This window comes from Schaedlerella arabinosiphila (assembly GCF_003885045.1).
GTDB classification, from domain to species: domain Bacteria; phylum Bacillota; class Clostridia; order Lachnospirales; family Lachnospiraceae; genus Schaedlerella; species Schaedlerella arabinosiphila.
The window spans coordinates 5019579-5042756 of sequence record NZ_RHJS01000002.1 but is presented as its reverse complement, the minus strand read 5'-3'; the positions used below and the strand labels follow the sequence as shown (position 1 = coordinate 5042756).

Genomic DNA, 23178 nt, shown 5'->3' with positions numbered 1-23178 from the left:
TCATGTTTGTTAACATTACCTCGGATGTCTTGAGTGGATCAATATATCAATTCCTCTCTATATTAATCCTGCTCTTTCTTATCGATATCTCTATCTATAAGTTTTTTATTTCTTCGTATGCAGTTTTCAAGGTGCATCAGTGCTGTTTCCGCTCTCCCCTTCCACAGCTCTCTTTTTTAATCTGGCGGCCACCTGCTCTCCCACACCGTCGCCAGTGTAGTACCATCGGCCGCCCGGGCCTTAACCATCGTGTTCGGGATGGGTACGGGTGTTGCCCCCGGGCGCATCGCCGCCAGAAATGTCTTAGTTATCTTCTGTTGTATTTCGCTTGTGCCTTTTGGCACTCGCTCATTGATAACTAAACAATAGACAACGCACTTTACTTCTTTCTTCCTTAGAAAGGAGGTGATCCAGCCGCACCTTCCGATACGGCTACCTTGTTACGACTTCACCCCAGTCATCCGTCCCGCCTTCGACGGCTCCCTCCTGGTTAGGTTGGGTCACCGGCTTCGGGCGTTACTGACTCCCATGGTGTGACGGGCGGTGTGTACAAGACCCGGGAACGTATTCACCGCAGCATTCTGATCTGCGATTACTAGCGATTCCAGCTTCATGTAGTCGAGTTGCAGACTACAATCCGAACTGAGACGTTATTTTTGAGATTCGCTCACACTCGCGTGGTCGCTTCTCTTTGTTTACGCCATTGTAGCACGTGTGTAGCCCTGGCCATAAGGGGCATGATGATTTGACGTCATCCCCACCTTCCTCCAGGTTGTCCCTGGCAGTCCCTCCAGAGTGCCCATCTAATATGCTGGCTACTGAAGGTAAGGGTTGCGCTCGTTGCGGGACTTAACCCAACATCTCACGACACGAGCTGACGACAACCATGCACCACCTGTCTCCAGTGTCCCGAAGGAAAACGAACATTACTTCGCTGTCACCGGGATGTCAAGGCCAGGTAAGGTTCTTCGCGTTGCTTCGAATTAAACCACATGCTCCACCGCTTGTGCGGGTCCCCGTCAATTCCTTTGAGTTTCATTCTTGCGAACGTACTCCCCAGGTGGACTACTTATTGCGTTGGCTGCGGCACCGAAAGGCTTTGCCTCCCGACACCTAGTAGTCATCGTTTACGGCGTGGACTACCAGGGTATCTAATCCTGTTTGCTCCCCACGCTTTCGAGCCTCAACGTCAGTCATCGTCCAGCAAGCCGCCTTCGCCACTGGTGTTCCTCCTGATATCTACGCATTTCACCGCTACACCAGGAATTCCACTTGCCTCTCCGACACTCTAGATATGCAGTTTCCAATGCAATTCCGGGGTTGGGCCCCGGATTTTCACATCAGACTTGCTTATCCGTCTACGCTCCCTTTACACCCAGTAAATCCGGATAACGCTTGCCCCCTACGTATTACCGCGGCTGCTGGCACGTAGTTAGCCGGGGCTTCTTAGTCAGGTACCGTCATTTTCTTCCCTGCTGATAGAGCTTTACATACCGAAATACTTCCTCACTCACGCGGCGTCGCTGCATCAGGGTTTCCCCCATTGTGCAATATTCCCCACTGCTGCCTCCCGTAGGAGTTTGGGCCGTGTCTCAGTCCCAATGTGGCCGGTCGCCCTCTCAGGTCGGCTACTGATCGTCGGCTTGGTAGGCTTCTACCCCACCAACTACCTAATCAGACGCGGGCCCATCTTACACCACCTCAGTTTTTACCTCTGTACCATGCGGTACTGGGGTCTTATGCGGTATTAGCAATCATTTCTAATTGTTATCCCCCTGTGTAAGGCAGGTTGCCCACGCGTTACTCACCCGTCCGCCGCTAAGTCACCCTCTCTTCCCTCCGAAGAGTTCTAAAAAAGTGCTTCGCTCGACTTGCATGTGTTAAGCACGCCGCCAGCGTTCATCCTGAGCCAGGATCAAACTCTCGTTATAAGTTCTTTCCGTCAGGATCAACCTTTCTGGCTAATCCATCCTTTTTTACTGTCTCCCGCTTCCTTATGAAGCGGAGGTGCATCCTTTGATTTCTCTCTTGATGCTCGTTCTTTGAATTTCTCTCTTTAAGAAATTTTCAAGGATCGTTGTCTATTGTTTAATTATCAAGGTTCGTTTTCTTTCTCTGTCAAGCGACAGCTTATATATATTATCACATCGCTTTTCGCTTGTCAAGAACTTTTTTCAAGTTTTTTGAAGTTTTTTTCGAACTCCTTTTTACTTGGCTGGCTCTCACGAGTCAGCTTGCATATAATATCACTTGCTTGATCAGATGTCAATAGTTTTTTTCGATTTTTTTCAACTTTTTTCGTCTGCCGCATTTTGATACTATAATTTACTGCAATTTTTGATATTCAATCATAACTACATCATCTAGTCAAATGTAAAAACTACTGGATGGCCAGTAGTTTGTTGATTGAATATCGAACGGAGAAAGAGGGATTTGAACCCTCGCGCCGGTTCCCCGACCTACACCCTTAGCAGGGGCGCCTCTTCAGCCTCTTGAGTATTTCTCCGGATTCTGAATTATGACCTGTCAATGGGACAGGTTCTTATTCATATTATTCAAATGCTACGCTTATCGAAGTTCTGTTCAATAAGGTATACGCAACAATGCATTGCTTATTATACATAACAAAATAAAGAATGTCAACGCTTTTTTTATTTTTCTTAAATTTTATTGATGCTTTGTAAAATGATAAGCAAAATTCTTCTATTATTGATACTCATGTCTGTCGATCGTATCCTGGATTCTGTCATGAACCAGCGCGGCAATCTGAGTCGTTCTCATTTCTTTATATTCATTATAGTATAACGGCTTGAGAAAATGTACCTGCACTTTTACATGTTTGATAGATTTTGTATCAAATGGCTTGAATGAATCAATCAGGGCAACCGGGACAATCGGACATTTTGCTTTGGTGGCTGATTTGAAGCTGCCGCCTTTAAATTCTCCGACACGGTTTCCATTTTTTGACCGGGTGCCTTCTGCAAAAATGAGATAATTCCTTCCATTCTGAACCTCATTTGCTACATTGTTGATAATCTGAAGAGCCTGGCGCACGTCATTGCGGTCCAGCATATAGGCTTTCAGACATATAAATACCTGCTTTAGGAATGGAATATTCTCCACTTCCTTTTTGGCTACAACAGAAAAAGGAACCGGACAAGCTTCTATAATAGCAAGAACATCATATAACCCCTGATGGTTTGGAAAGAACATAAATCCGCTTTCTTTCGGAATGTTTTCGAGTCCATGGATCTCTATGTCAACATTCCCTCCTATATTTGCCCGGTGATCTATGAATCTTAACATCTTATAGCGTTCTTCTTCAGTATATTTATCTACATGAGAGGCATAATAACATAGCTTAAACCACATGATCGGTACTAATAAGATATTTCTGATTACCATCAATACAATTCGTCTCATATCGTCTTTATCCTTTGCTGTTTTTACTATAAATATTCGTATCTATATAGAATACTCACAGATACGAATGTTTTAATATTGATATAAGTATGAATCTATTAAAAATTGTTTATTGTAAACGAATTATTTTCTTATGTCACTTTTTATAGAATTATGTCACAATAATCTTTTTTAGAAAACAAAAAACACTGAAAGATTCTAAAGCAACTATTCTCTTTACTTTATCACTAGATACTGTCTTTGTATATTTTATTATCTAAAAAGTCAAATTCCTTCGTTCTTGTACTTTTAGGCTTTTTTTGCATAGATATTATACCACTTATCTGAAATATTCACAATTACATAAATCAGAAGTTTTTCATAATAAAAAATCAAACTGATATTCTGAAGGAAACAGACCGATAATCTAAGTTTGTTCTTACAGATTATCGGTCTTATATTTTGATATTACTATTCCTCTATCTCACCACTTACTTCTTCTTCATCCTCTTCAATCTCAATCTCTTCCCCATCAATCTCCGCGGATGCCTTCCTGACCTTTGCAAGGCTTACCACCTTTTCATCCTCTTTCAGATTGATCAGCTTCACGCCCGAAGTGATCCTGCCGAGCTTGGAGATATCGGCGCAGGACATTCTGATTATGATGCCTTCGCTGTTGATCATCATGATCTCGTCGTCTTCATTGACTGCCTTCATTCCGATTACATCGCCGGTCTTTTCTGTGATCTTATAGCATTTTACGCCTTTTCCGCCCCGGTTCTGTATGGTGAAATCGCCCATGATGGTGCGTTTTCCGATTCCATTTTCCGATACGATGAGCAGACAGTCGCCCTGGGTGTGAACCTGCATACCGATCACAACGTCGCCGTCGGACAGGTTGATTCCCCGGACTCCCATAGAAGTTCTTCCGGTTGAGCGGACATCCTTTTCATCAAAGCGGATACACTGGCCGTATTTTGTAACAAGGAGGATCTCCTTCTCGTTGTCGGTGATCTTGACCTCGATCAGATTGTCGTCCTCGCGCAGCGTGATTGCAGCCAGACCTTTTTTGCGGACGTTGTTGTACTCATACAAAGGGGTCTTTTTCACAAGGCCGTTCTCTGTTGCCATGAACAGATACTGGTTATCGTCATAGACCTTAATCGGGATCATGGCCGTGATCTTTTCATCGGGCATCAACTGAAGCAGGTTGATGATGGCCGTCCCCCTGGAGGTTCTTCCGGCCTCTGGAATCTCGTAGGCCTTCATCCGATATACACGTCCTTTGTTTGTAAAGAACATGATATAATTATGGGTAAAGGTGATGAACATCTCCTGGATAAAGTCGTCATCCAGCTTCTGCATTCCCTTGATCCCTTTTCCGCCCCGGTTCTGATTCTTGAAGTTGTCAATGGTCATACGCTTGATATAGCCAAGCTTTGTCATGGTGACCACTACATCTTCCTTTGGAATCATATCTTCCATGGAAATATCAAATTCATCGTATCCGATGCTTGTCCTTCTCTCATCCCCATATTTTTCGGAAATGATCAGGATTTCTTTTTTAATCACTCCCAGAAGAAGCTTCCGGTCGGCAAGGATTGCCTTCAATTCGCCGATTCTTTTCATCAGCTCCGCGTATTCTGCTTCCAGCTTCTCCCGTTCCAGACCTGTCAGAGCGCGCAGACGCATGTCTACGATTGCCTGTGCCTGTACCTCTGAGAGTTCAAAGCGTTTTATCAGCTCTTCCTTTGCGATCTGGACGGTCTTGGAACCGCGGATGATCTGAATGACCTCGTCAATGTGATCCAGAGCGATCAGCAATCCCTGCAAGATATGGGCGCGTTCCTCTGCTTTGTTGAGCTCATACTTTGTCCGTCTGGTAACGACCTCCTCCTGGTGCTTCAGATAATGCTTCAGCATATCCAGCAGGTTCATGACCTTCGGTTCATTATTGACCAGTGCAAGCATAATCACTCCAAATGTATCCTGGAGCTGCGTATGCTTATAGAGCTGGTTTAAGATAATATTCGGGTTCACATCCCGCCGGAGTTCGATGCAGATGCGCATCCCCTCCCTGCTGGACTGGTCGCTGAGTTCTGTGATCCCGTCGATTCTTTTATCCTTTACAAGATCCGCGATTTTTTCAATGAGCCTTGCTTTATTTACCATGAAAGGCAGCTCTGTCACAACGATCCTGTTCTTTCCGTTCTGCATGGGCTCGATATTGGAAACCGCGCGTACCCGGATCTTTCCGCGGCCGGTACGGTAGGATTCTTCGATGCCCCTTGTGCCGAGAATCTCCGCGCCCGTAGGAAAGTCGGGTCCTTTGATGATCTCCATGACATCCTCTAAGGATGTCTCGCCGTTATCGTCGATCTGATCGTCTATGATCTTTACGACCGCGGCGATTACCTCCTTCAGATTGTGGGGAGGAATATTGGTAGCCATCCCAACGGCAATTCCGTTTGTTCCGTTGACCAGAAGATTCGGAAATCTAGCCGGAAGCACATCCGGTTCTTTTTCTGTCTCGTCAAAGTTCGGTGAAAAGTCTACCGTGTCTTTGCCGATATCCGCCGTCATTTCCATGGAAATCTTGCTCAGGCGGGCTTCCGTATAACGCATGGCTGCCGCGCCGTCGCCGTCCACAGAACCGAAGTTTCCATGGCCGTCTACCAGCGGATATCTGGTAGACCATTCCTGGGCAAGGTTAACCAGAGCGCCATAGATTGAACTGTCACCGTGGGGATGATATTTTCCCATCGTATCACCGACAATACGCGCACATTTACGATGCGGCTTGTCCGGACCGTTGTTCAGTTCGATCATGGAATATAAAATTCTGCGCTGAACTGGTTTCAGGCCGTCTCTTACATCCGGCAGCGCACGGGCGGCAATAACGCTCATGGCATAGTCGATGTAAGAATTTTCCATGGTCTTCTTCAGATCAACTTCATGGACTTTATCAAAAATATTATCTTCCATACTGTCTCCTTTTTCATTTTTGTTACGGGTAAACCAGTTTAAATATATCGTCTGCGGCAGACAATTTTAAATTCTATTTTACCTCTTGCTGCTAAAGTGCTATATATCAAGATTTCTCACAAACCTCGCGTTTGCTTCTATAAACTCCCGCCTTGGTTCTACCTTGTCTCCCATCAGAGTGGTAAATGTCAGATCCAGCTCGGAGGATGTCTCCTCATCCATGGTAACCTTTAACAATATCCGGTGCTCAGGATCCATGGTCGTATCCCACAATTGGTCCGCATCCATCTCGCCCAGACCTTTATAACGCTGGATCTTATTATTCGTATCCCTTCCAACCTCCGTCAGAATATCGTTCAATTCCTCGTCACTGTACGCATACCAGATCTTTTTATTTTTTTCCAGCTTGTACAGCGGCGGCTGGGCCAGATATACATATCCCTGCTTGATCAGCTCGGGCATGAACCTGTATAAAAATGTCAGGAGCAGCGTACTGATATGCGCCCCGTCCACGTCGGCATCCGTCATAATGATGATCTTATGATAACGCAGCTTGCTGATATCAAAATCCTCATGGATTCCGGTACCAAACGCCGTAATCATGGCCTTGATCTCCGCATTTGCATAGATCTTGTCCAACCGCGCCTTTTCCACATTCAAAATCTTTCCGCGCAGGGGAAGAATCGCCTGGGTCGCGCGGTCCCTGGCCGTCTTGGCAGATCCGCCGGCGGAATCTCCCTCTACGATATAGATCTCACAGTTCACCGGGTCCTTGTCGGAGCAGTCCGCCAATTTTCCCGGAAGGGAAAGCCCCTCCAGCGCGGACTTTCTTCTGGTCAGATCCCTTGCCTTCCTGGCCGCCTCTCTGGCACGCTGTGCCATAACGGATTTTTCCACAGTGAGCTTGGCCACATTGGGGTTCTGCTCCAGAAAGACTTCCAACTGGCTGCTGACGATATTGTCCACAGCGCCCCTTGCTTCGCTGTTGCCCAGCTTCTGCTTGGTCTGGCCCTCAAACTGGGGATCTTCGATCTTCACGCTGATGATGGCGGTCAGCCCCTCCCGGATATCCTCGCCGGACAGGTTCGGCTCGTTGTCCTTCAGCAGTTTATTTTTTCTCGCATAATCATTAAATGTCTTGGTCAGGGAATTGCGGAATCCTACGATGTGGGTTCCTCCCTCCGGCGTGGTGATGTTATTCACAAATCCATAAGTGTTGTCACTGTAGGAATCGTTATGCTGCATCGCCACTTCCACGTAGACATTGTCCTTTTCCCCCTCGCAGTATATGATCTGGTCATACAGGGGGGTCTTGCTTTTATTCAGGTATGTGACAAATTCCTTGATTCCGCCTTCGTAGTGGAAGGTCTGCTCTTTGACCTCCTCCTCCCGCACGTCTCTCAGGATGATCTTCAGCCCCTTTGTGAGAAATGCCATCTCGCGGAATCTTTGTTTTAAAATGCTGTAGTCAAATATTGTCTCTTCAAATATACTCTTATCGGGAAGAAAAATGACTTTCGTCCCTGTTTTTTCCGGATCACAATCTCCGACCACCTTCAGCTTGTAGATCACCTGGCCGCGCTCATAGCGCTGTTTGTAAATCTTGCCTTCGTGGCAGATCTCCACCTCCAGCCATTCGGAAAGCGCATTGACGACTGAAGCCCCCACGCCGTGAAGTCCGCCGGATACCTTGTATCCTCCTCCGCCGAACTTTCCGCCTGCATGGAGCACGGTAAAGACAACCTCTACCGCCGGAAGTCCTGATTTGTGATTAATCCCTACGGGGATTCCTCTTCCGTTATCCGACACAGTGACCGAATTATCCTTGTTGATCGTCACATCAATCGTGTCGCAATGCCCTGCCAATGCCTCATCTACCGAATTATCCACAATCTCATATACAAGATGATGAAGTCCTCTCAAAGAGGTACTGCCTATATACATGCCCGGACGTTTTCGGACCGCTTCCAGCCCTTCCAGGATCTGTATCTGGTCAGCTCCATATTCCGCATCAAATTCCGTACCAGTCATACTCATTCAATAACCTCCTCAAACTGTAAAACAACACAAAACCTTCCGGATTCATGCTCTTTTTTCTGAAATGCTTCCATCTTTTACATAAAAAACTTTATTGACAGCAAACCTGTGGCTGATCAGCTCTTCCAGCCCTGTACAGGTCACGATTGTCTGTATATCGTGGATATTATCCAATAGATAGTTTTGCCTGTTTTTGTCCAGTTCAGACAAAACATCATCCAGCAAAAGCACGGGGGTATCCCCTGTCACTGATCGAACCAGCTCGATCTCCGACATTTTCAGGGATAATGCCGCTGTCCTCTGCTGTCCCTGGGAACCGAATCTCCGGATATCCAGGCTTCCTTCCTGGAATCCCATATCATCTCTGTGGGGACCGACGGACGTACTCTTAAACTTCAGATCCCTCTGCCGATACCTCTTTACCGCCTGTTCCAGGGACAGATCACCGGTAGAGGACTCATAGGATAAGGATATATGTTCCTTTCCTCCGGTCAGCCGGAAATGTATCCCTGAAATGATTTGATTGACCTGGTCAACAAATTTTTTTCTCCGGTCAATGATCTTTGTTCCATACTCAATTAATTGCATATCCCAGATATCCAATGTCTCTATCAGGCTTTCTTGATATACAATTTCTTTTAGCAAGGAATTTCTTTGATTAATAATACGATTATAGTTAGAAAGATCACTCAGATATACCTTATCAAGCTGCGAGAGCTCAAGGTCAATGAATCTCCTTCTGCCAGCAGGCCCTTCTTTAATGATATTCAAGTCTTCCGGAGAAAAAAATACAAAATGGACGATGCCGAACAGCTCAACTGCCTTCCGTATGGGAATCTTATTTACCGCAATCCCCTTCGGGCTGTTCTTCTTCAGATGCAGATCAATCTGATACTCCATGCCCTGCTTCTCGATGACCGTCTCTATGTGGGACTCGTCATATCCAAGCCGAATCAAATCTCTGTCCTTCGTTCCCCTGTGTGACTTTGTAGTTCCTGACAGATATAAAGCCTCCAGAACATTGGTCTTTCCCTGTGCGTTATCCCCATACAGGATATTGGTATTCGCGTCAAGATGCAGATCAAGCAGATCATAATTCCTGTAATTCTTTAGTTTCAAAGACTTGATTATCATATCTTCTCCAAAATCAACATCATCCAAAATATATCCAATGTATATATTTTACACTGTTTTGTCCAATATTTCAATTTATTTTTTATGATTCCCATCACACGTGTGAAAAAACAATCATAAAATTCTCATGCTTTTTGTCCGTAAACTGTATCAAAAATGTCATACAAGCCGCAGGATAACCTGCGGCCCTTACCTATCGTAAACAAAAAAGCTTCAAACGGCGGGCTTTTTGCTGTCTTTTGATTATTTTCCCACAGCAATCCTGACAGTCTCACCGCCGTATTCCACAAGATCTCCGTCACGGAGCTTCCTGCCCCTTCTGGTGTCAATCTCTCCATTGACTTTCACGCTTCCGTCCTGCACCGCCTGTTTTGCGTCAGCCCCGGACTCCACAAGGCCGGCTGCCTTCAGAGCCTGCCCAAGCTTGATATGATCTTCAGAATCTTTCAAATAAAAAGTCTCCATCTGTCCTTTCTCCTATCGAAATTTAGCGCTTCCGCGCCAATACGCCGCCTTTGCTCCCGAAATACTATACCACCGCATTGAAGTTGACAGGCAGAATCAGATAGATATAGCTCTGCTGTTTGTCTTTGATAAAGCAGGGAGCTTTTGCGTTCATGAAGTACAGCTCCACCTCTTCATCGTCAATGACCCGCAAAGCATCAATCAAAAACTTCGGGTTAAAGCCGATGAGAAGGTCTTTTCCCTCTTTGGAAATAAAAATATCCTCATCCATGGACCCGATCTGTGATTTGATCTTGAGCTGCATGGATTCATCCCCGATATCAATGATGATCGGCTTTTTATCCCCTTCCTTGATCAGAAGCGTGGCACGGTCAATACAATCCAGCAGTTCCCGCTTATTCACAGTGATTTTTGTGTCGTAATCACTGGAAAGCATCTGGTCAATCTTAAAATAATCTCCCTCAATCAGGCGGGATACAACGACGGTTTTATCAAATTCGAACACAATGTGATTCTTTGTAAACGAGATATCCACATTTTCTTCAGCCTCCCCGCCTATGATCTTGCTGATCTCCTGCAGGGTCTTTCCGGGAACGATCACTTTTCTCGGTTCATAGGAATCCTTTAATTCAATCTTGCGGATTGAAATTCTGTGTCCGTCCAGGGATACAACACGGAGCTTATCATCCGTGATCTCAAATAATTCTCCCGTCATCATCTTGTTGGAATCATTGTCCGCAATGGAAAAGATGGTCTGACGGATCGCTTCTTTGAGCGTAAACTCGGAAATCGTAAAAAAGTTTTCTTTTTCGATGGCAGGAAGGTAGGAAAAATCCTCTCCTGACTGGGCCGCAATATTGAACTTCGCTTTTTCACAGGTAATAAGAGCCTGATTGTCTGATTCTGCGTCGATGACTACATCGCTGTCCGGCAGCTTTCTGACGATCTCTGAAAATATCTTTGCATTGAGGGCAAGGATACCATGTTCAACGACCTCACCTTCAATGGTTGTCTCTATGCCAAGTTCCATGTCATTTGCTGTCAGCTTGATCGTATCTAAGGATGCATCGATCAGGATACATTCCAGGATCGGCATTGTGGTTTTGGAGGGAACTGCTTTTGATACGATACTTACTCCTTTTACCAGATTGTTTCTGCTGCAGATGATCTTCATGTTGAAAACTCCTTTCGTCTGTCATGGAGAATCGGATGGTTGAAAAGGATTTCCCCATGCGCGTTTTATGTATCTATATATAAATTCACTTCCGACTTCGTCTTAGTAGGGGCTGTAGATATGTTTAAAAGTGCGTCCGTCCCAGACGTCATCACGGGTTGTCCGTATGAATAAGTCTGTTGAAACAGGAGGGAGGCGAAGGGGGGTGGTGGGGAAAAAATTTCCTTTCCAATCAATCCGCCTGTTCCTGTCAACTGTAGTATTTCTCAATATCCACATGCTGTTTACATTGTTTTCACAAGGTTATTCACAAAGTTTACAGAGACAGTGATCCCTTATCTTCAGACAGCATTATAATGGGTTCAGCTTCTTTCTGATGATGCTCACTGTGTTGCTGAGCGCTTCGTCTGTCTCAAGATCCGCGGCGATCTTCTTTACACCGTGGCTGATGGACGCGTGGTCCTTCCCTCCAAGGAGGGCGCCGACTGCCTTTAAGGGGGTATCAGTCATCTCCCTGCAGAGGTACATAATGATCTGACGGGGAAGTACGATCTCCGCGTTTCTCTTTCTGCCCTTCAGATCCGCGATGGATACGTTGAAATGCTCGGAAACGATGTCCATGATCAGTTCCGGCGTAATCTCACGGATATTGTCCGGTGAGATCATATCCTTCAGAGCCTCTGCTGCAAGGGCGATATCAATAGGCTTCTTTTCCAGGTTGGAAAGCGCGATCAATTTGTTGAGGGAGCCTTCCAGCTCACGGATGTTGGACTTGATGTTGTTGGCAATGTACTGCATAACATCGTCCGGAATGTGGTAGCGCTCCAGGCCGTCCAGCTCTTCCTTTTTACGGAGGATAGCCATTCTGGTCTCATAGTCCGGGGAGGAGATGTCAGCGATCAGCCCCCACTCAAACCTTGTCCGAAGGCGGGCCTCCAACGTCTCGATGTCCTTGGGCGGTTTATCACTGGATATGATGATCTGCCGGCCGGACACGTGAAGGTGGTTGAAGGTATGGAAAAATTCTTCCTGGGTACTTTCTTTTCCTATAATAAACTGAATATCGTCGATGAGGAGTACGTCATTGTTGCGGTACTTCTCACGGAAGGTCGTCATAGCAAGCTCATTTCCATTCTTACCGATCTTCAGAGCGTCGATCAGTTCGTTGGTAAACGTCTCGCTGGTTACATAGAGAACTTTTTTGGAGGAGTCCTTCTCAAGGATGTGATGGGCAATGGAATGCATCAGATGCGTCTTTCCAAGTCCTACGCCTCCGTATATAAAAAGCGGGTTGTAGATATCTCCGGGAGATTCCGCAACTGCAAGGGATGCAGCATGTGCAAAGTTATTATTGCTTCCGACCACAAAGGTGTCGAAGGTGTATTTTGGATTCAGATTGGCCGATTCCAAAACAGCGCTGCTTTTCTGCTTTTTGGCTGCTATTGCTTTTTTTCTGTGGATCACCGCATTGTCCTCTGTGACAAAGGATACCTCGTACTCATATCCTGTCACCTCCGCAATGCAGACCTTAAAAGGAAGCATATATTTTTCTTCGATATGCTCCAGGCTTGCCTTCAGTTTTACAAGTATGTATACGGTATCTTCAGAAAGCTCGTATACGGTAAGCGGTTCGATCCATGTTGTGTAAGCAATGTTAGATGAGCAGTATTCCGTTTTCATCTTTTTCAGGATCTGGGGCCAGTTTTCTTCTACAATGTTCATCAATAATAACTCCTGATCAATTGAATTTAAAGAGCGTGAAAAGAAAGTCTCTTCCTTATCTATTCTACATCAAAAAGGAATTGTACGCAATCATAAAAGATGTGCATAACTGAAGGAAAGATTATTCATATTGATTTTTAGAAGAGTAGAGAATGCTTTTTTGAATAAAAAAGTTTTTATCCACACGATATTTTGCAGTTATCCACAAATATTCACCAAGTTATTCACATTTTGGGGATAACTCTGTGAAAAGAATAAAAATCGAAAAAAATGTGATAAAATGGCTGGATAAGCTTGACTTAAAGGGGTTTTTTGCATATAATTTATGAGAATCTTTTTGTAATATATATAGTTATTAGGGTGTTTTTGATTGATTTTATATTATAAGAAAGATAATAGTTTCTATCTGAGGCATCTTTTCCGGTTTGTCCGGGGCAGGATAGTATTTATAAGGGAGGTGTATAGATCATGAAGATGACATTTCAGCCGAAAAAGAAATCCAGAGCCAGAGTTCATGGATTCAGGGCAAGAATGAGAACAGCAGGCGGAAGAAAAGTATTGGCTGCCAGAAGAGCAAAAGGAAGAAAGCAATTATCAGCTTAGGCCGCATTTATTGTGGCCTTTTCTTCTATTATAATAGGAAGAGATATAATAGGAAGAGAATCTATGTTGTATTCCGAATCTTTAAAGAAGAATAAAGATTTTCAAATTGTGTATCGTACGGGAAAATCCTATGCCAACAGGTTTCTGGTCATGTATATAAGGAAGAACTGCATGAACCGGAACCGGTTGGGGATTTCCGTAAGTAAAAAAGTAGGGAACAGTGTTGTAAGGCACCACCTCACAAGACTGATCCGGGAAGGCTATCGACTTCAAGAAGAACATTTCCTCTGTGGATATGACATTATTGCCGTGGTCAGAGTCAATGCGAAGAATAGTACATTTGCAGACATAAAAAGTGCGTTGATCCACCTGGGAAAACTTCATAAAATATATATCAGCGAGGATGAAGCTTGCTGAAAAAGGAAGTGGTGCGTTTGAAGAAGCTCCTTATCGGATTGATCCGATTCTATCAAAAGTATTTGTCCGGGATGAAGGCAGGTTCCTGCTGTAAATATATACCGACCTGTTCACAGTATGGGATCGAGGCAATCGAGAAGTACGGTGCGATAAAAGGCGGGATTCTGGCTGTCTGGAGGATTCTTCGGTGCAATCCATTTGCAAAAGGCGGATTTGATCCGGTACCTTAAGGAGGATGAGAAATGTATGGTATTTTAGCTGCAGGAATATATGATTGGCCTATCATCAAGCAGATTTCATGGCTGCTTGGCAAGGTAATGAATGTAATATATAATGTGATGGACGGGGGATTAGGTATACAGAATATCGGTGTCTGCATCATTATTTTTACAATTGTGACTTATACGCTGATGTTTCCTCTAACAATCAAGCAGCAGAAATGGTCCAGGCTGCAGTCTGTAATGAGCCCGGAGATTCAGAAGATTGCGAAAAAGTACGCAGGGAAAAAAGATCAGGCATCTATGATGAAGCAGCAGGAGGAAACCAATGCTGTGTATGAAAAATACGGTACCAGCATGTCGAGCGGATGTCTTCCGATGTTTGCCTCAACTGCGATACTCTTTGGACTGTATCCTGTGATTCAGTTTATTCCCAATCACGTACAGAGAGTAAAAGATGTCTACATGCCGGTTGTGGAAAAGATTATGTCCATTGACGGTTTTCAGAAGATCATGGAGGGGTTTGGTTCCGAGTCTCCGATTTTGATGAATCCGAAGTCTTATGATTATTCACAGGCAGATACATTGGTCAATGTATTGTACAAGTTTCCGGATTCTACATGGAATGCGCTTGTGGATAAGATGCCTTCTCTGGAAAGCATGGCTAATTCCACCACGGAGACAATCGGACATATGAACAGTTTTTTGGGAATCAATATCGGTGAGACTCCCATGACAATGCTGATGGAATCTATTCGAAACTTTACCATCGGCGGGATCATCCTGGCGGTGATCATTCCGGTGATGGCAGGTTTGACCCAGTTTATCAGCGCGAAACTGATGCCCCAGCAGCCCCAGGCTGATACGGATAATCCGATGGCAAACTCCATGAAGACCATGATTTATACGATGCCGCTGTTTTCTGTATTTATCGGATTTTCACTTCCGGCAGGACTTGGCCTTTATTGGGCGGCAAGCGCGGCAGTCAGATCTGTACAGCAGATTGCGATCAACAGATATCTGAATAAGAAATCTACGGAAGAGCTGATTGCGGAGAATCAGAAAAAGGCTGCCAAGAAGCGGGAGAAGAAGGGGACTTCAGCTAAAGAGATCAATCAGATGGCAGCGACAAGTACCAGACGTGTGGAGAGAAAGTCCAATATCTCCGAGGAAGAGAGACAAAGGCTTTTGGACCGAGCTTCCGAGCTGAATAGAAATGCGAAGAAGGGAAGCCTGGCGGATATGGCAAATATGGTCAGCCGCTACAATACCGGGCAGGTGGATGAGCCTGCGGCCAATGAGTCTGACAGCAGCAATGACAGCAGTGAGAACCGGAGTTCCGGCAAAAGAAAAAACAAAGAGAAAAAGCAGTAATAATTATTTTTTAATGTTGGTTTATGGAAGAAAGGCAGGGGTCGGAAATGGATGGCAGTATCAGAGTGTCAGCAAAAACTGTGGATGACGCGATCACAGAAGCAATGATTCAGTTGGGAGTAACCAGTGACAGGCTGGAATATGAAGTAATTGAAAAAGGAAGCCCGGGCTTTCTTGGAATCGGTATGAAGCAGGCTGTGATCGAAGCCAGAAGAAAAAAAGGTGTAGAAAAAGAGCATGATATATTAGAAGAGATCAAAAAAGAAGCCAAATTAGAAGAAAAGAAATCCTTTAAGAATGAGTTTAAGAAAGAAGCTAAAAAAGAAACAAAAAAGGATACTAAGAAACACACAAAAGAAACCGGAAATGTAAAAGATTCTAAAGACACTGCTGCAAAGGAAGAAAGCTTTATTGAAAAAGAAGCGGAAAACGCTGCCGCGAAAGAGAAAACAGCAGTGAATGAAAAGAAAGCGCCGAAAGAAAAAGCAGCGGAAACTATTTCCACAGAAAAGGAAGCTGCTCTGAATGATCATGCTTCGAAGGAGACTTCTTCAAAAGAGGGGAATTCATCCAGAAGGTCTTCAGAACCTGTCGAGGTTACGGAGGAGACAAAGCAGGCTGTCGAAACATTTCTCACAGATGTATTCAAGGTGATGGGAATGGAGGTTCAGATCAAGTCGGATATCGATAAGGACGGCGTGCTTTGTGTGGATATGGCAGGCGACAATATGGGAATTATCATCGGTAAGCGCGGACAGACTCTGGATTCCCTTCAGTATCTGGCAAACCGTGTTGCGAATAAGCATCAGGCGGGTTATGTCAGGGTGAAGCTTGACACGGAGAATTATCGTGTAAGGAGAGAGGAGACTCTCAGACATCTGGCAAAGAATATTGCGCATAAGGTGAAGAGGAACAGAAAGCCGATTGCGTTGGAGCCGATGAATCCTTATGAGAGAAGAATCATCCATTATTCCCTGCAGTCAGACCCTTATGTAACTACGCACAGCGAGGGGGAAGATCCTTACAGGAAGGTTGTTGTAACATTAAAAAGATAAGGGACAGGATGGAAATGACTTGAGCGGACGGTATGGGTTGATCTGCGAAAGTGATTTTTAAATGAATCCTGCAGGCAGGGGCTGCCGTATTAAGTAAGAGTGTATCCTTAATGCGGCAGTCCTGTTTTATATCTGGTTGATCCAGGTGAGGAGAGGTCAATGTTGAATAGAGATACGATTGCCGCGATTTCCACGGGAATGTCGGCCTCCGGGATCGGGATCGTGCGGATCAGCGGAGAGCAGGCTTTTGAGGTGATCGACCGCATTTTTCATGGGAAAGAAAAGCTGTCGGGGGCGAAAAGCCACACGATCCACTATGGGTTTATAATGGATGGAGAGGATACGGCGGATGAGGTTCTCGTATCCGTGATGCGTTCGCCCAGGACGTTTACCGGTGAGAACACGGTGGAGATCAATTGCCACGGCGGTATGTTTGTTGTAAAAAAAGTATTGGAAATTGTTTTGGAGAACGGGGCGAGACTTGCGGAGCCGGGAGAATTTACTAAAAGGGCTTTTTTGAACGGGCGGATGGATCTTTCGCAGGCAGAGGCTGTGATGGATGTGATCCATTCTCAAAATTCCTATGCTCTGAAGAGCTCTGTGGGGCAGCTTCGGGGAAATGTGAAAAGGAAGATCGGCGGGATTCGGGAAAAGATCCTCTATCATACTGCATTTATTGAAAGTGCGCTGGACGATCCGGAGCATATCAGCATAGACGGATACGGAGAAGAGCTGGAGCAGGTTTTGGATGAGCTGACGGCAAAGCTGGAAAAGCTGATTCGTTCCTATGACAGCGGGCGGATCATAAAGGAGGGAATCCAGACAGTCATCCTGGGAAAGCCGAATGTGGGAAAATCTTCGCTCCTGAATATTCTTTCCGGCAGGGAGAGGGCGATTGTGACGGACATTGCGGGGACGACCCGGGACATTCTGGAGGAGCAGGTGCAGATTCAGGGGCTGAATCTGAATGTGATCGACACTGCCGGCATCCGGGACACCCATGATATGATAGAAAAAATGGGCGTGGAGAAAGCGAAGGAATATGCGGACCAGGCGGATCTGATCATCTATGTGGCGGATGCTTCGAGAGAATTGGATGAAAATGATATGCGGATCGGGGAACTGATCTATGGAAAAAAGTGCATCATTTTATTGAATAAATCGGATTTGATTACTGTGGTCAGCAAAACGGATCTGAAGAACTGCCTGAAAGAGATTTTTTCAAAAGTCGGCGGCAGGCTGCCGGAGGAAGAAAGTGCGGAAGGGTTGGTTGAGCGTATCCCGCTGATTGACATTTCCGTGAAGATGGAGCAGGGAATTAGGGAATTTGGTTTGGTTTTGCAGGAAATGTTTCTGGAAGGGGATATTTCTTCGAACGAGGAGATTCATATTACGAATCTGAGACAGAAGGAAGCGCTGGCCGCCGCATATGATGCATTGCAGAGGGTGCGGCAGAGTATCCGCGATCAGATGCCGGAGGATTTTTATTCGATTGATCTGATGGATGCGTATGAGGCTTTGGGAAGTATTACAGGTGAAACGATTGGAGAAGATTTGGTAAATGAAATATTCAGCAAGTTCTGTATGGGAAAATAAGGATCGCTATGATATCGTTGTGGTCGGCGCCGGACATGCCGGATGTGAAGCGGCGTTGGCGTCGGCCAGGCTTGGATTTCGTACGCTGTTGTTTACAATTAATATTGAAAGCATCGCTATGATGCCCTGCAATCCGAATATCGGCGGAAGTTCCAAGGGGCATCTGGTGAGGGAAGTGGATGCTTTGGGCGGCGAGATGGGCAAGGTCATTGACCGGGCATTTATTCAGTCGAAGATGCTGAATCAGTCCAAAGGGCCTGCGGTACATTCTCTCCGCGCTCAGGCGGATAAGGCGGATTACGGCAGGAAGATGCGGGGAGTACTTCAGAATCAGGAAAATCTGGAGATCCGGCAGATGGAAGTGACGGATATTTTGGCGGAAAACGGGAAGGTAACAGGTGTAAAGACTTATTCCGGTGCAATTTATCACTGCAGCGCGGTAGTGCTGTGCACTGGTACATACCTCTGTTCCCGATGTATCTATGGTGATGTGAGTACGCAGACAGGTCCGAATGGGCTGCAGGCCGCAAATTATCTGACGGACAGCCTGAAGAGCCTGGGGATCAGAATGTACAGATTTAAAACCGGAACTCCGGCAAGGATAGATAAAAATTCGATTGATTTTTCGAAAATGGAGGAACAAAAAGGGGATGAATTTGTTGTACCATTTTCGTTTACAACAAAGATCGAGGATGTACAGATTGAACAGGTTTCTTGTTGGCTTACTTATACAAACGAAAAAACACATGAGATTATCAGAAATAATCTGGATCGGTCGCCTTTGTTTTCCGGTGCCATTGAGGGGACAGGACCGAGGTATTGTCCGTCAATTGAAGATAAAGTGGTTAAATTTTCAGATAAAAACAGGCATCAGGTTTTTATTGAACCGGAAGGGCTTGATACGAATGAGATGTATGTGGGAGGTATGTCCAGTTCTCTGCCGGAGGATGTGCAGTATGCCATGTACCGCAGCGTGCCGGGTCTGGAAAATGCGCGGATAGTAAGAAATGCGTATGCAATTGAGTATGATTGTATTGATGCAAGACAGTTGAAGAGTACGTTGGAATTTAAAAATGTGGAAGGATTATTCAGCGGCGGACAGTTTAATGGTAGTTCCGGGTATGAAGAGGCGGCGGCGCAGGGTTTGATCGCCGGAATCAATGCGGCAAGAAAGCTTCAGGGGAAGGAAGGGATTGTGATTGACCGTTCCCAGGCATATATTGGCGTATTGATTGATGATCTTGTGACAAAAGAGAATCATGAGCCTTACAGGATGATGACTTCCCGTGCGGAATACAGGCTTTTGCTTCGTCAGGATAATGCAGATCTTCGCCTGACAAAGTTGGGGTATGAGATTGGGCTGATTGATGAGGAAAGGTATCAGAAGCTACTTATAAAAGAGAAGCAGATTCAGGAGGAGATTGAGAGGGTAGAGCATACGAATATCGGAACGTCGGAAGAGGTTCAGATGCTGCTGGATATTTATAAGAGCACGCCGCTTGTCTCAGGGATAAAGCTTTCTGAATTGATACGCAGGCCGGAATTGAATTATCAGTGCCTTGCGCCTATTGATCCGAAGCGGAAGAGTTTGCCCTATGATGTGGCAGAGCAGGTTAATATCAATATTAAGTATGAGGGATATATTAAAAGACAGCAGCGGCAGGTTGAGCAGTTTAAAAAGCTTGAGGATAAGAGGATACCGGAGGATATTGATTATGATGAAGTGCATAGTCTCCGGATTGAGGCGAAGCAGAAGCTGAAGGAGATGAAACCCTCATCTATTGGGCAGGCTTCCAGGATTGCCGGTGTGTCGCCGGCGGATGTTTCTGTGCTGCTGGTTTATTTGCAGGGGAAATAATAGGTGATGTGGTGAATAGGTTTTTTTGATGGTTGATAGAAGGGGGAGATGTTTTGTCTGATAGATTTTTAAAGCAGTTGGATTTATTGGGAGTACAGTTAGAGGAAGAACAGCAGGAGCAGTTTTTTCATTTTTATGAGTTGCTGGTTGAGTGGAATAAGGTAATGAATCTGACCGGTATTACGGATTATGAGGAAGTGAATGAAAAGCATTTTGTAGATAGTCTGGCTCTTGCAAAGGTGATGGATCTGCGCCGGGTGGATCGGATTATAGATATTGGAACGGGTGCCGGGTTTCCGGGGATTCCTTTGAAGATTGTATTTCCTCATTTGGAAGTGGTGCTGTTGGATTCCCTTCGGAAAAGGGTTCATTTCCTGGATGAGGTGATACAGAAGCTGGGACTTCAGAAGATTTCTACTTTGCATGGCCGTGCGGAAGATTATGCCAGGATGCCGGAGTATCGTGAGAAGTTTGATCTGTGTGTGTCAAGGGCAGTTGCGAATCTTGCAGTTTTGAGTGAGTACTGTATTCCTTATGTTTGTGTCGGAGGTTATTTTGTATCTTATAAGAGCGGGAATATAGATGAGGAAATCAAACAGGCCGGAACGTCGATTCGTGTGTTGGGTGGGAATCTGGAGGCGGTTGAAAAGTTTTGCTTGCCTCAGAGTGAGATTGAAAGGTCTTTTGTGAAGATATGTAAGGAGAGCAGTACAAAGAATAAATATCCGCGTAAGGCGGGAGTTCCTGGGAAGAATCCTATTTTGTAGTGGGTGGATGAAGGGGAATTGTTTATTTTTGAAGCAGAAGAATAGTGTTGTGATTATGTGGAATTTGAATGCTTCGATGGTTAGATATTTTGTGGTTTATTGAGTCGGAGTTTTTAGGTTTTGTTAGATTGTTCATGGTATTAAATCATTTTATTGATTTTTGAGAGAGTTTTTGCCCTGTGTTTTTACATGGGGCTTTTTGTATATTTTCGTGTGTAGAAAAGTTGGTAGTGGAAAATTTTCTTTATATCAGTATCAGATTTACCTACTCCTTATATTTATGTTAGGTGAGGAGAGATATGTAGTGTAAAGAAATAACATCGTTTTATTTTTTTATAATTGATGAATGAGCCCAGATAAGGAGTAAACTTAAAATTGTGTTTAAGACAGCAGATATAATAAGGTGGAGTGAATAATCTTATTTGGAGGAATTGCAAAATTATTATTTGAGGAAATGGGCGGTAGATATGAAAGACAGGGCGACTATTTAATCTCACGCCTTACATTACCCGCCGAAAAAGAAAAATCTTTGCCGCATTTTGTATTATGGTGATTGACAAAATCCATTGCGAAATTTATAATCAGGTTATATAAACTGTTTATATAACCTGATTATAAGGAGGAGTACAATGCCAAAACAAAGAATTACAAAAGAAATGGTTGTTGATGCCGCTTTTGAAATTGCAAGAAACAGCGGTATGGAGCAGGTTATGGTAAAAAATATTGCAGATAAAATAGGATGTTCCGTACAGCCGATTTATAGTTATTGCAAAAATATGAATGGCTTACGACAAGATGTAATTGAGCAGGTTAATCACTTTATACAAGAGTATGTAGTGAGTCATATAAACAAGGATGACTTGTTTCACAGTACGGGCAAATCCTATATTCGATTAGCGCAAGAGGAACCTCATTTATTTAGGATTTTTATTTTACATCAGCGTGTGGGAATTTCTTCACTAAATGATTTATATCAATCAGAAGCTAATCCACATACTGCTGAGGTCATTGCTAAGGAGTTAAACATTAGTGTAGAGCGAGCAAAACAGTTACATTTAAATATGCTAATTTATACGATTGGTATTGGTACTATTTTCTCAGTAACGACGCCGGGAATTTCAACGGACGAAATATATACACAACAGGAAGTTGCTTATGAGGCGTTTTTAAAACAGGCATTGAGAAATGAGGAGTGATGAAGAAGAAAATACTCATAATACTATTATGTACCATACTGTTTGTTTTGATAGGTGCAAGTCTTTATTTAAAGAGGTTAGTTAATGATGTTAATAGTATTACGGTTTCAAATCTCAATATGGCTAATATTACAGACGGAATATATGTGGGAAAATATTCTATTACGCCTGTTTATGTCGAAGTAGAAGTAACGGTAACAGAGCATAAGATAACCAATATAAAAATTATCGAACATGAAAACGGGTTAGGTGGTAAAGTCGAAAAAATTGTTGATGATGTAATCAGCAGGCAATCATTAGAAGTCGATGCGGTATCTGGGGCTACCGTGAGCAGTAAATGTATTATAAAAGCTATCGAGAACGCATTGCAAAGTGGGAGCAAATAAAATATAAGTGTTACACTGAAAGGAAATTATTATGGAAAAAGGAATTATTGTTTATCAGTCAAAATATGGGGCAACAAAAAAATATGCCGAGTGGCTTCAAGCAATGACGGATTATCATTGTGTAGAAACATCAAAAGCAGCGGTAAATGAAGTGGCACAGTATGAAACAATCATATTGTGCGGCGGCATATATGCTTCTGGAATAGCTGGATTATCATTTTTGAAAAAGAATATAGATAAGCTGAAAAACAAAAAAATTGCTATATTATGTGTAGGTGCGTCTCCTTATGACGAGGGTGCATTTACAGCAATTAAAGAGCATAATTTGACGGGTAATTTAAGAGATATTCCACTTTTTTATGGGCGAGGTGCATGGAACGAAAGTAAAATGAAATTTATGGACAGAACTTTATGCAAAATGTTACAAAAATCTGTAGCAAAAAAAGACCCAAATACATACGAACCGTGGATGAAAGCTCTTATGTGTGCGGTAGGACAAGATTGTGACTGGACAGATAAAAAATATTTAATCCCATTAATGGATTTTTTGAAAAAATAGTTATCAGAAATGCAGAAGGACAGGTAATAAATTGAATAAATCAGAATGGATATATTGTCCTGTTTACGGTAATAAAACCCGTGACAGGCTTAGAGAAGATACGGTTTTGAAGAATTATCTCCTCTACTGTCCGAAATGCATGCAGGAAAGTTTGATTGATGCAAAGGATTTAAGGGTAACAGTTATTTGGAACGAAATCACATAGCTGAATAATAAAGCGACAAATCGGA

19 protein-coding genes, 1 tRNA gene, 2 rRNA genes and 1 pseudogene are annotated in these 23178 nt (G+C 44.1%); 13 read left to right on the top strand and 10 right to left on the bottom strand.

Going from position 1 to position 23178, the window contains the following annotated elements; translation table 11 throughout:
* Positions 1-179 precede the first annotated feature (179 nt).
* The 10 genes from rrf to dnaA form a co-directional block, all read right to left on the bottom strand.
* Positions 180-297: ribosomal RNA gene (gene rrf / locus EBB54_RS23890) — 5S ribosomal RNA — on the bottom strand.
* A 101-nt stretch (positions 298-398) separates the two neighbouring features.
* Positions 399-1931: ribosomal RNA gene (locus EBB54_RS23885) — 16S ribosomal RNA — on the bottom strand.
* Positions 1932-2418: 487 nt separating this feature from the next.
* Positions 2419-2506, bottom strand: a tRNA-Ser gene (locus tag EBB54_RS23880).
* Positions 2507-2706: 200 nt separating this feature from the next.
* Positions 2707-3423: a lysophospholipid acyltransferase family protein gene (locus tag EBB54_RS23875; protein WP_125129271.1), complete on the bottom strand. Its 717-nt coding sequence runs from the start codon at positions 3421-3423 to the stop codon at positions 2707-2709.
* Between the two features lie 450 nt (positions 3424-3873).
* A complete protein-coding gene (gyrA, locus tag EBB54_RS23870) occupies positions 3874-6387 on the bottom strand; it encodes a DNA gyrase subunit A (protein WP_125129270.1) in 2514 nt (837 codons plus the stop codon).
* 99 nt (positions 6388-6486) lie between these two features.
* On the bottom strand, positions 6487-8424 hold the full coding sequence (gyrB, locus tag EBB54_RS23865; protein ID WP_125129269.1) for a DNA topoisomerase (ATP-hydrolyzing) subunit B: 1938 nt from the start codon (positions 8422-8424) through the stop codon (positions 6487-6489).
* A gap of 45 nt (positions 8425-8469) precedes the next feature.
* On the bottom strand, positions 8470-9558 hold the full coding sequence (gene recF, locus EBB54_RS23860; protein WP_004071720.1) for a DNA replication/repair protein RecF: 1089 nt from the start codon (positions 9556-9558) through the stop codon (positions 8470-8472).
* Between the two features lie 243 nt (positions 9559-9801).
* Positions 9802-10023: an RNA-binding S4 domain-containing protein gene (locus EBB54_RS23855; protein ID WP_125129268.1), complete on the bottom strand. Its 222-nt coding sequence runs from the start codon at positions 10021-10023 to the stop codon at positions 9802-9804.
* A 64-nt stretch (positions 10024-10087) separates the two neighbouring features.
* Positions 10088-11197 (bottom strand): DNA polymerase III subunit beta, encoded by a 1110-nt coding sequence (dnaN, locus tag EBB54_RS23850; RefSeq protein WP_004071718.1) that lies wholly within the window; start codon positions 11195-11197, stop codon positions 10088-10090.
* A 351-nt stretch (positions 11198-11548) separates the two neighbouring features.
* On the bottom strand, positions 11549-12919 hold the full coding sequence (dnaA, locus tag EBB54_RS23845) for a chromosomal replication initiator protein DnaA (protein ID WP_004071717.1): 1371 nt from the start codon (positions 12917-12919) through the stop codon (positions 11549-11551).
* A 468-nt stretch (positions 12920-13387) separates the two neighbouring features.
* On the opposite strand from dnaA, the gene rpmH reads away from it, so the two are divergent.
* From rpmH to EBB54_RS23785, 13 genes and pseudogenes are all read left to right on the top strand, one after another.
* Positions 13388-13522: a 50S ribosomal protein L34 gene (gene rpmH / locus EBB54_RS23840; protein ID WP_044985266.1), complete on the top strand. Its 135-nt coding sequence runs from the start codon at positions 13388-13390 to the stop codon at positions 13520-13522.
* A gap of 63 nt (positions 13523-13585) precedes the next feature.
* Entirely contained in the window at positions 13586-13939 is a 354-nt protein-coding gene (gene rnpA, locus EBB54_RS23835) for a ribonuclease P protein component (protein ID WP_125129267.1), read from the top strand.
* A gap of 17 nt (positions 13940-13956) precedes the next feature.
* Positions 13957-14169, top strand: coding sequence for a membrane protein insertion efficiency factor YidD (gene yidD / locus EBB54_RS23830; protein ID WP_044990037.1), 213 nt, complete (start codon positions 13957-13959; stop codon positions 14167-14169).
* A gap of 12 nt (positions 14170-14181) precedes the next feature.
* Positions 14182-15531, top strand: coding sequence for a YidC/Oxa1 family membrane protein insertase (locus tag EBB54_RS23825; RefSeq protein ID WP_125129266.1), 1350 nt, complete (start codon positions 14182-14184; stop codon positions 15529-15531).
* Between the two features lie 47 nt (positions 15532-15578).
* Positions 15579-16586, top strand: a complete 1008-nt coding sequence (gene jag / locus EBB54_RS23820) for an RNA-binding cell elongation regulator Jag/EloR (RefSeq protein ID WP_125129265.1) — start codon at positions 15579-15581, stop codon at positions 16584-16586.
* A gap of 159 nt (positions 16587-16745) precedes the next feature.
* Complete coding sequence (gene mnmE / locus EBB54_RS23815) at positions 16746-18182, top strand: tRNA uridine-5-carboxymethylaminomethyl(34) synthesis GTPase MnmE (RefSeq protein ID WP_193554385.1); 1437 nt, start codon at positions 16746-16748, stop codon at positions 18180-18182.
* Entirely contained in the window at positions 18148-20040 is a 1893-nt protein-coding gene (gene mnmG / locus EBB54_RS23810; RefSeq protein WP_125129264.1) for a tRNA uridine-5-carboxymethylaminomethyl(34) synthesis enzyme MnmG, read from the top strand. Before mnmE ends, mnmG begins: the two co-directional genes overlap by 35 nt.
* 53 nt (positions 20041-20093) lie before the next feature.
* Complete coding sequence (gene rsmG, locus EBB54_RS23805; protein WP_125129263.1) at positions 20094-20807, top strand: 16S rRNA (guanine(527)-N(7))-methyltransferase RsmG; 714 nt, start codon at positions 20094-20096, stop codon at positions 20805-20807.
* A gap of 430 nt (positions 20808-21237) precedes the next feature.
* Positions 21238-21339, top strand: a pseudogene (locus tag EBB54_RS32665) (TnpV protein); the annotation flags it as partial.
* 97 nt (positions 21340-21436) lie between these two features.
* Entirely contained in the window at positions 21437-22003 is a 567-nt protein-coding gene (locus tag EBB54_RS23800) for a TetR/AcrR family transcriptional regulator (RefSeq protein ID WP_125129262.1), read from the top strand.
* Positions 22003-22389 carry an FMN-binding protein gene (locus tag EBB54_RS23795; RefSeq protein WP_125129261.1) on the top strand — a complete coding sequence of 129 codons (387 nt, stop codon included), beginning with the start codon at positions 22003-22005 and terminating at the stop codon, positions 22387-22389. Before EBB54_RS23800 ends, EBB54_RS23795 begins: the two co-directional genes overlap by 1 nt.
* A gap of 31 nt (positions 22390-22420) precedes the next feature.
* Entirely contained in the window at positions 22421-22948 is a 528-nt protein-coding gene (locus tag EBB54_RS23790; RefSeq protein WP_125129260.1) for a flavodoxin domain-containing protein, read from the top strand.
* Positions 22949-22979: 31 nt separating this feature from the next.
* On the top strand, positions 22980-23153 hold the full coding sequence (locus tag EBB54_RS23785) for a cysteine-rich KTR domain-containing protein (RefSeq protein WP_125129259.1): 174 nt from the start codon (positions 22980-22982) through the stop codon (positions 23151-23153).
* The last annotated feature ends 25 nt before the right edge of the window (positions 23154-23178 follow it).

Coding starts and splice junctions, on each gene's coding strand:
- mnmE (WP_193554385.1), top strand. CDS start 16,746: ATGTTGAATAGAGATACGATTGCCGCGATTTCCACGGGAATGTCGGCC.
- EBB54_RS23790 (WP_125129260.1), top strand. CDS start 22,421: ATGGAAAAAGGAATTATTGTTTATCAGTCAAAATATGGGGCAACAAAA.
- EBB54_RS23855 (WP_125129268.1), bottom strand. CDS start 10,023: ATGGAGACTTTTTATTTGAAAGATTCTGAAGATCATATCAAGCTTGGG.
- gyrA (WP_125129270.1), bottom strand. CDS start 6,387: ATGGAAGATAATATTTTTGATAAAGTCCATGAAGTTGATCTGAAGAAG.
- jag (WP_125129265.1), top strand. CDS start 15,579: ATGGATGGCAGTATCAGAGTGTCAGCAAAAACTGTGGATGACGCGATC.
- gyrB (WP_125129269.1), bottom strand. CDS start 8,424: ATGAGTATGACTGGTACGGAATTTGATGCGGAATATGGAGCTGACCAG.
- EBB54_RS23800 (WP_125129262.1), top strand. CDS start 21,437: ATGCCAAAACAAAGAATTACAAAAGAAATGGTTGTTGATGCCGCTTTT.
- EBB54_RS23875 (WP_125129271.1), bottom strand. CDS start 3,423: ATGAGACGAATTGTATTGATGGTAATCAGAAATATCTTATTAGTACCG.
- recF (WP_004071720.1), bottom strand. CDS start 9,558: ATGATAATCAAGTCTTTGAAACTAAAGAATTACAGGAATTATGATCTG.
- EBB54_RS23825 (WP_125129266.1), top strand. CDS start 14,182: ATGTATGGTATTTTAGCTGCAGGAATATATGATTGGCCTATCATCAAG.
- dnaN (WP_004071718.1), bottom strand. CDS start 11,197: ATGAAGATCATCTGCAGCAGAAACAATCTGGTAAAAGGAGTAAGTATC.
- mnmG (WP_125129264.1), top strand. CDS start 18,148: ATGAAATATTCAGCAAGTTCTGTATGGGAAAATAAGGATCGCTATGAT.
- EBB54_RS23795 (WP_125129261.1), top strand. CDS start 22,003: ATGAAGAAGAAAATACTCATAATACTATTATGTACCATACTGTTTGTT.
- dnaA (WP_004071717.1), bottom strand. CDS start 12,919: ATGAACATTGTAGAAGAAAACTGGCCCCAGATCCTGAAAAAGATGAAA.
- rnpA (WP_125129267.1), top strand. CDS start 13,586: ATGTTGTATTCCGAATCTTTAAAGAAGAATAAAGATTTTCAAATTGTG.
- rpmH (WP_044985266.1), top strand. CDS start 13,388: ATGAAGATGACATTTCAGCCGAAAAAGAAATCCAGAGCCAGAGTTCAT.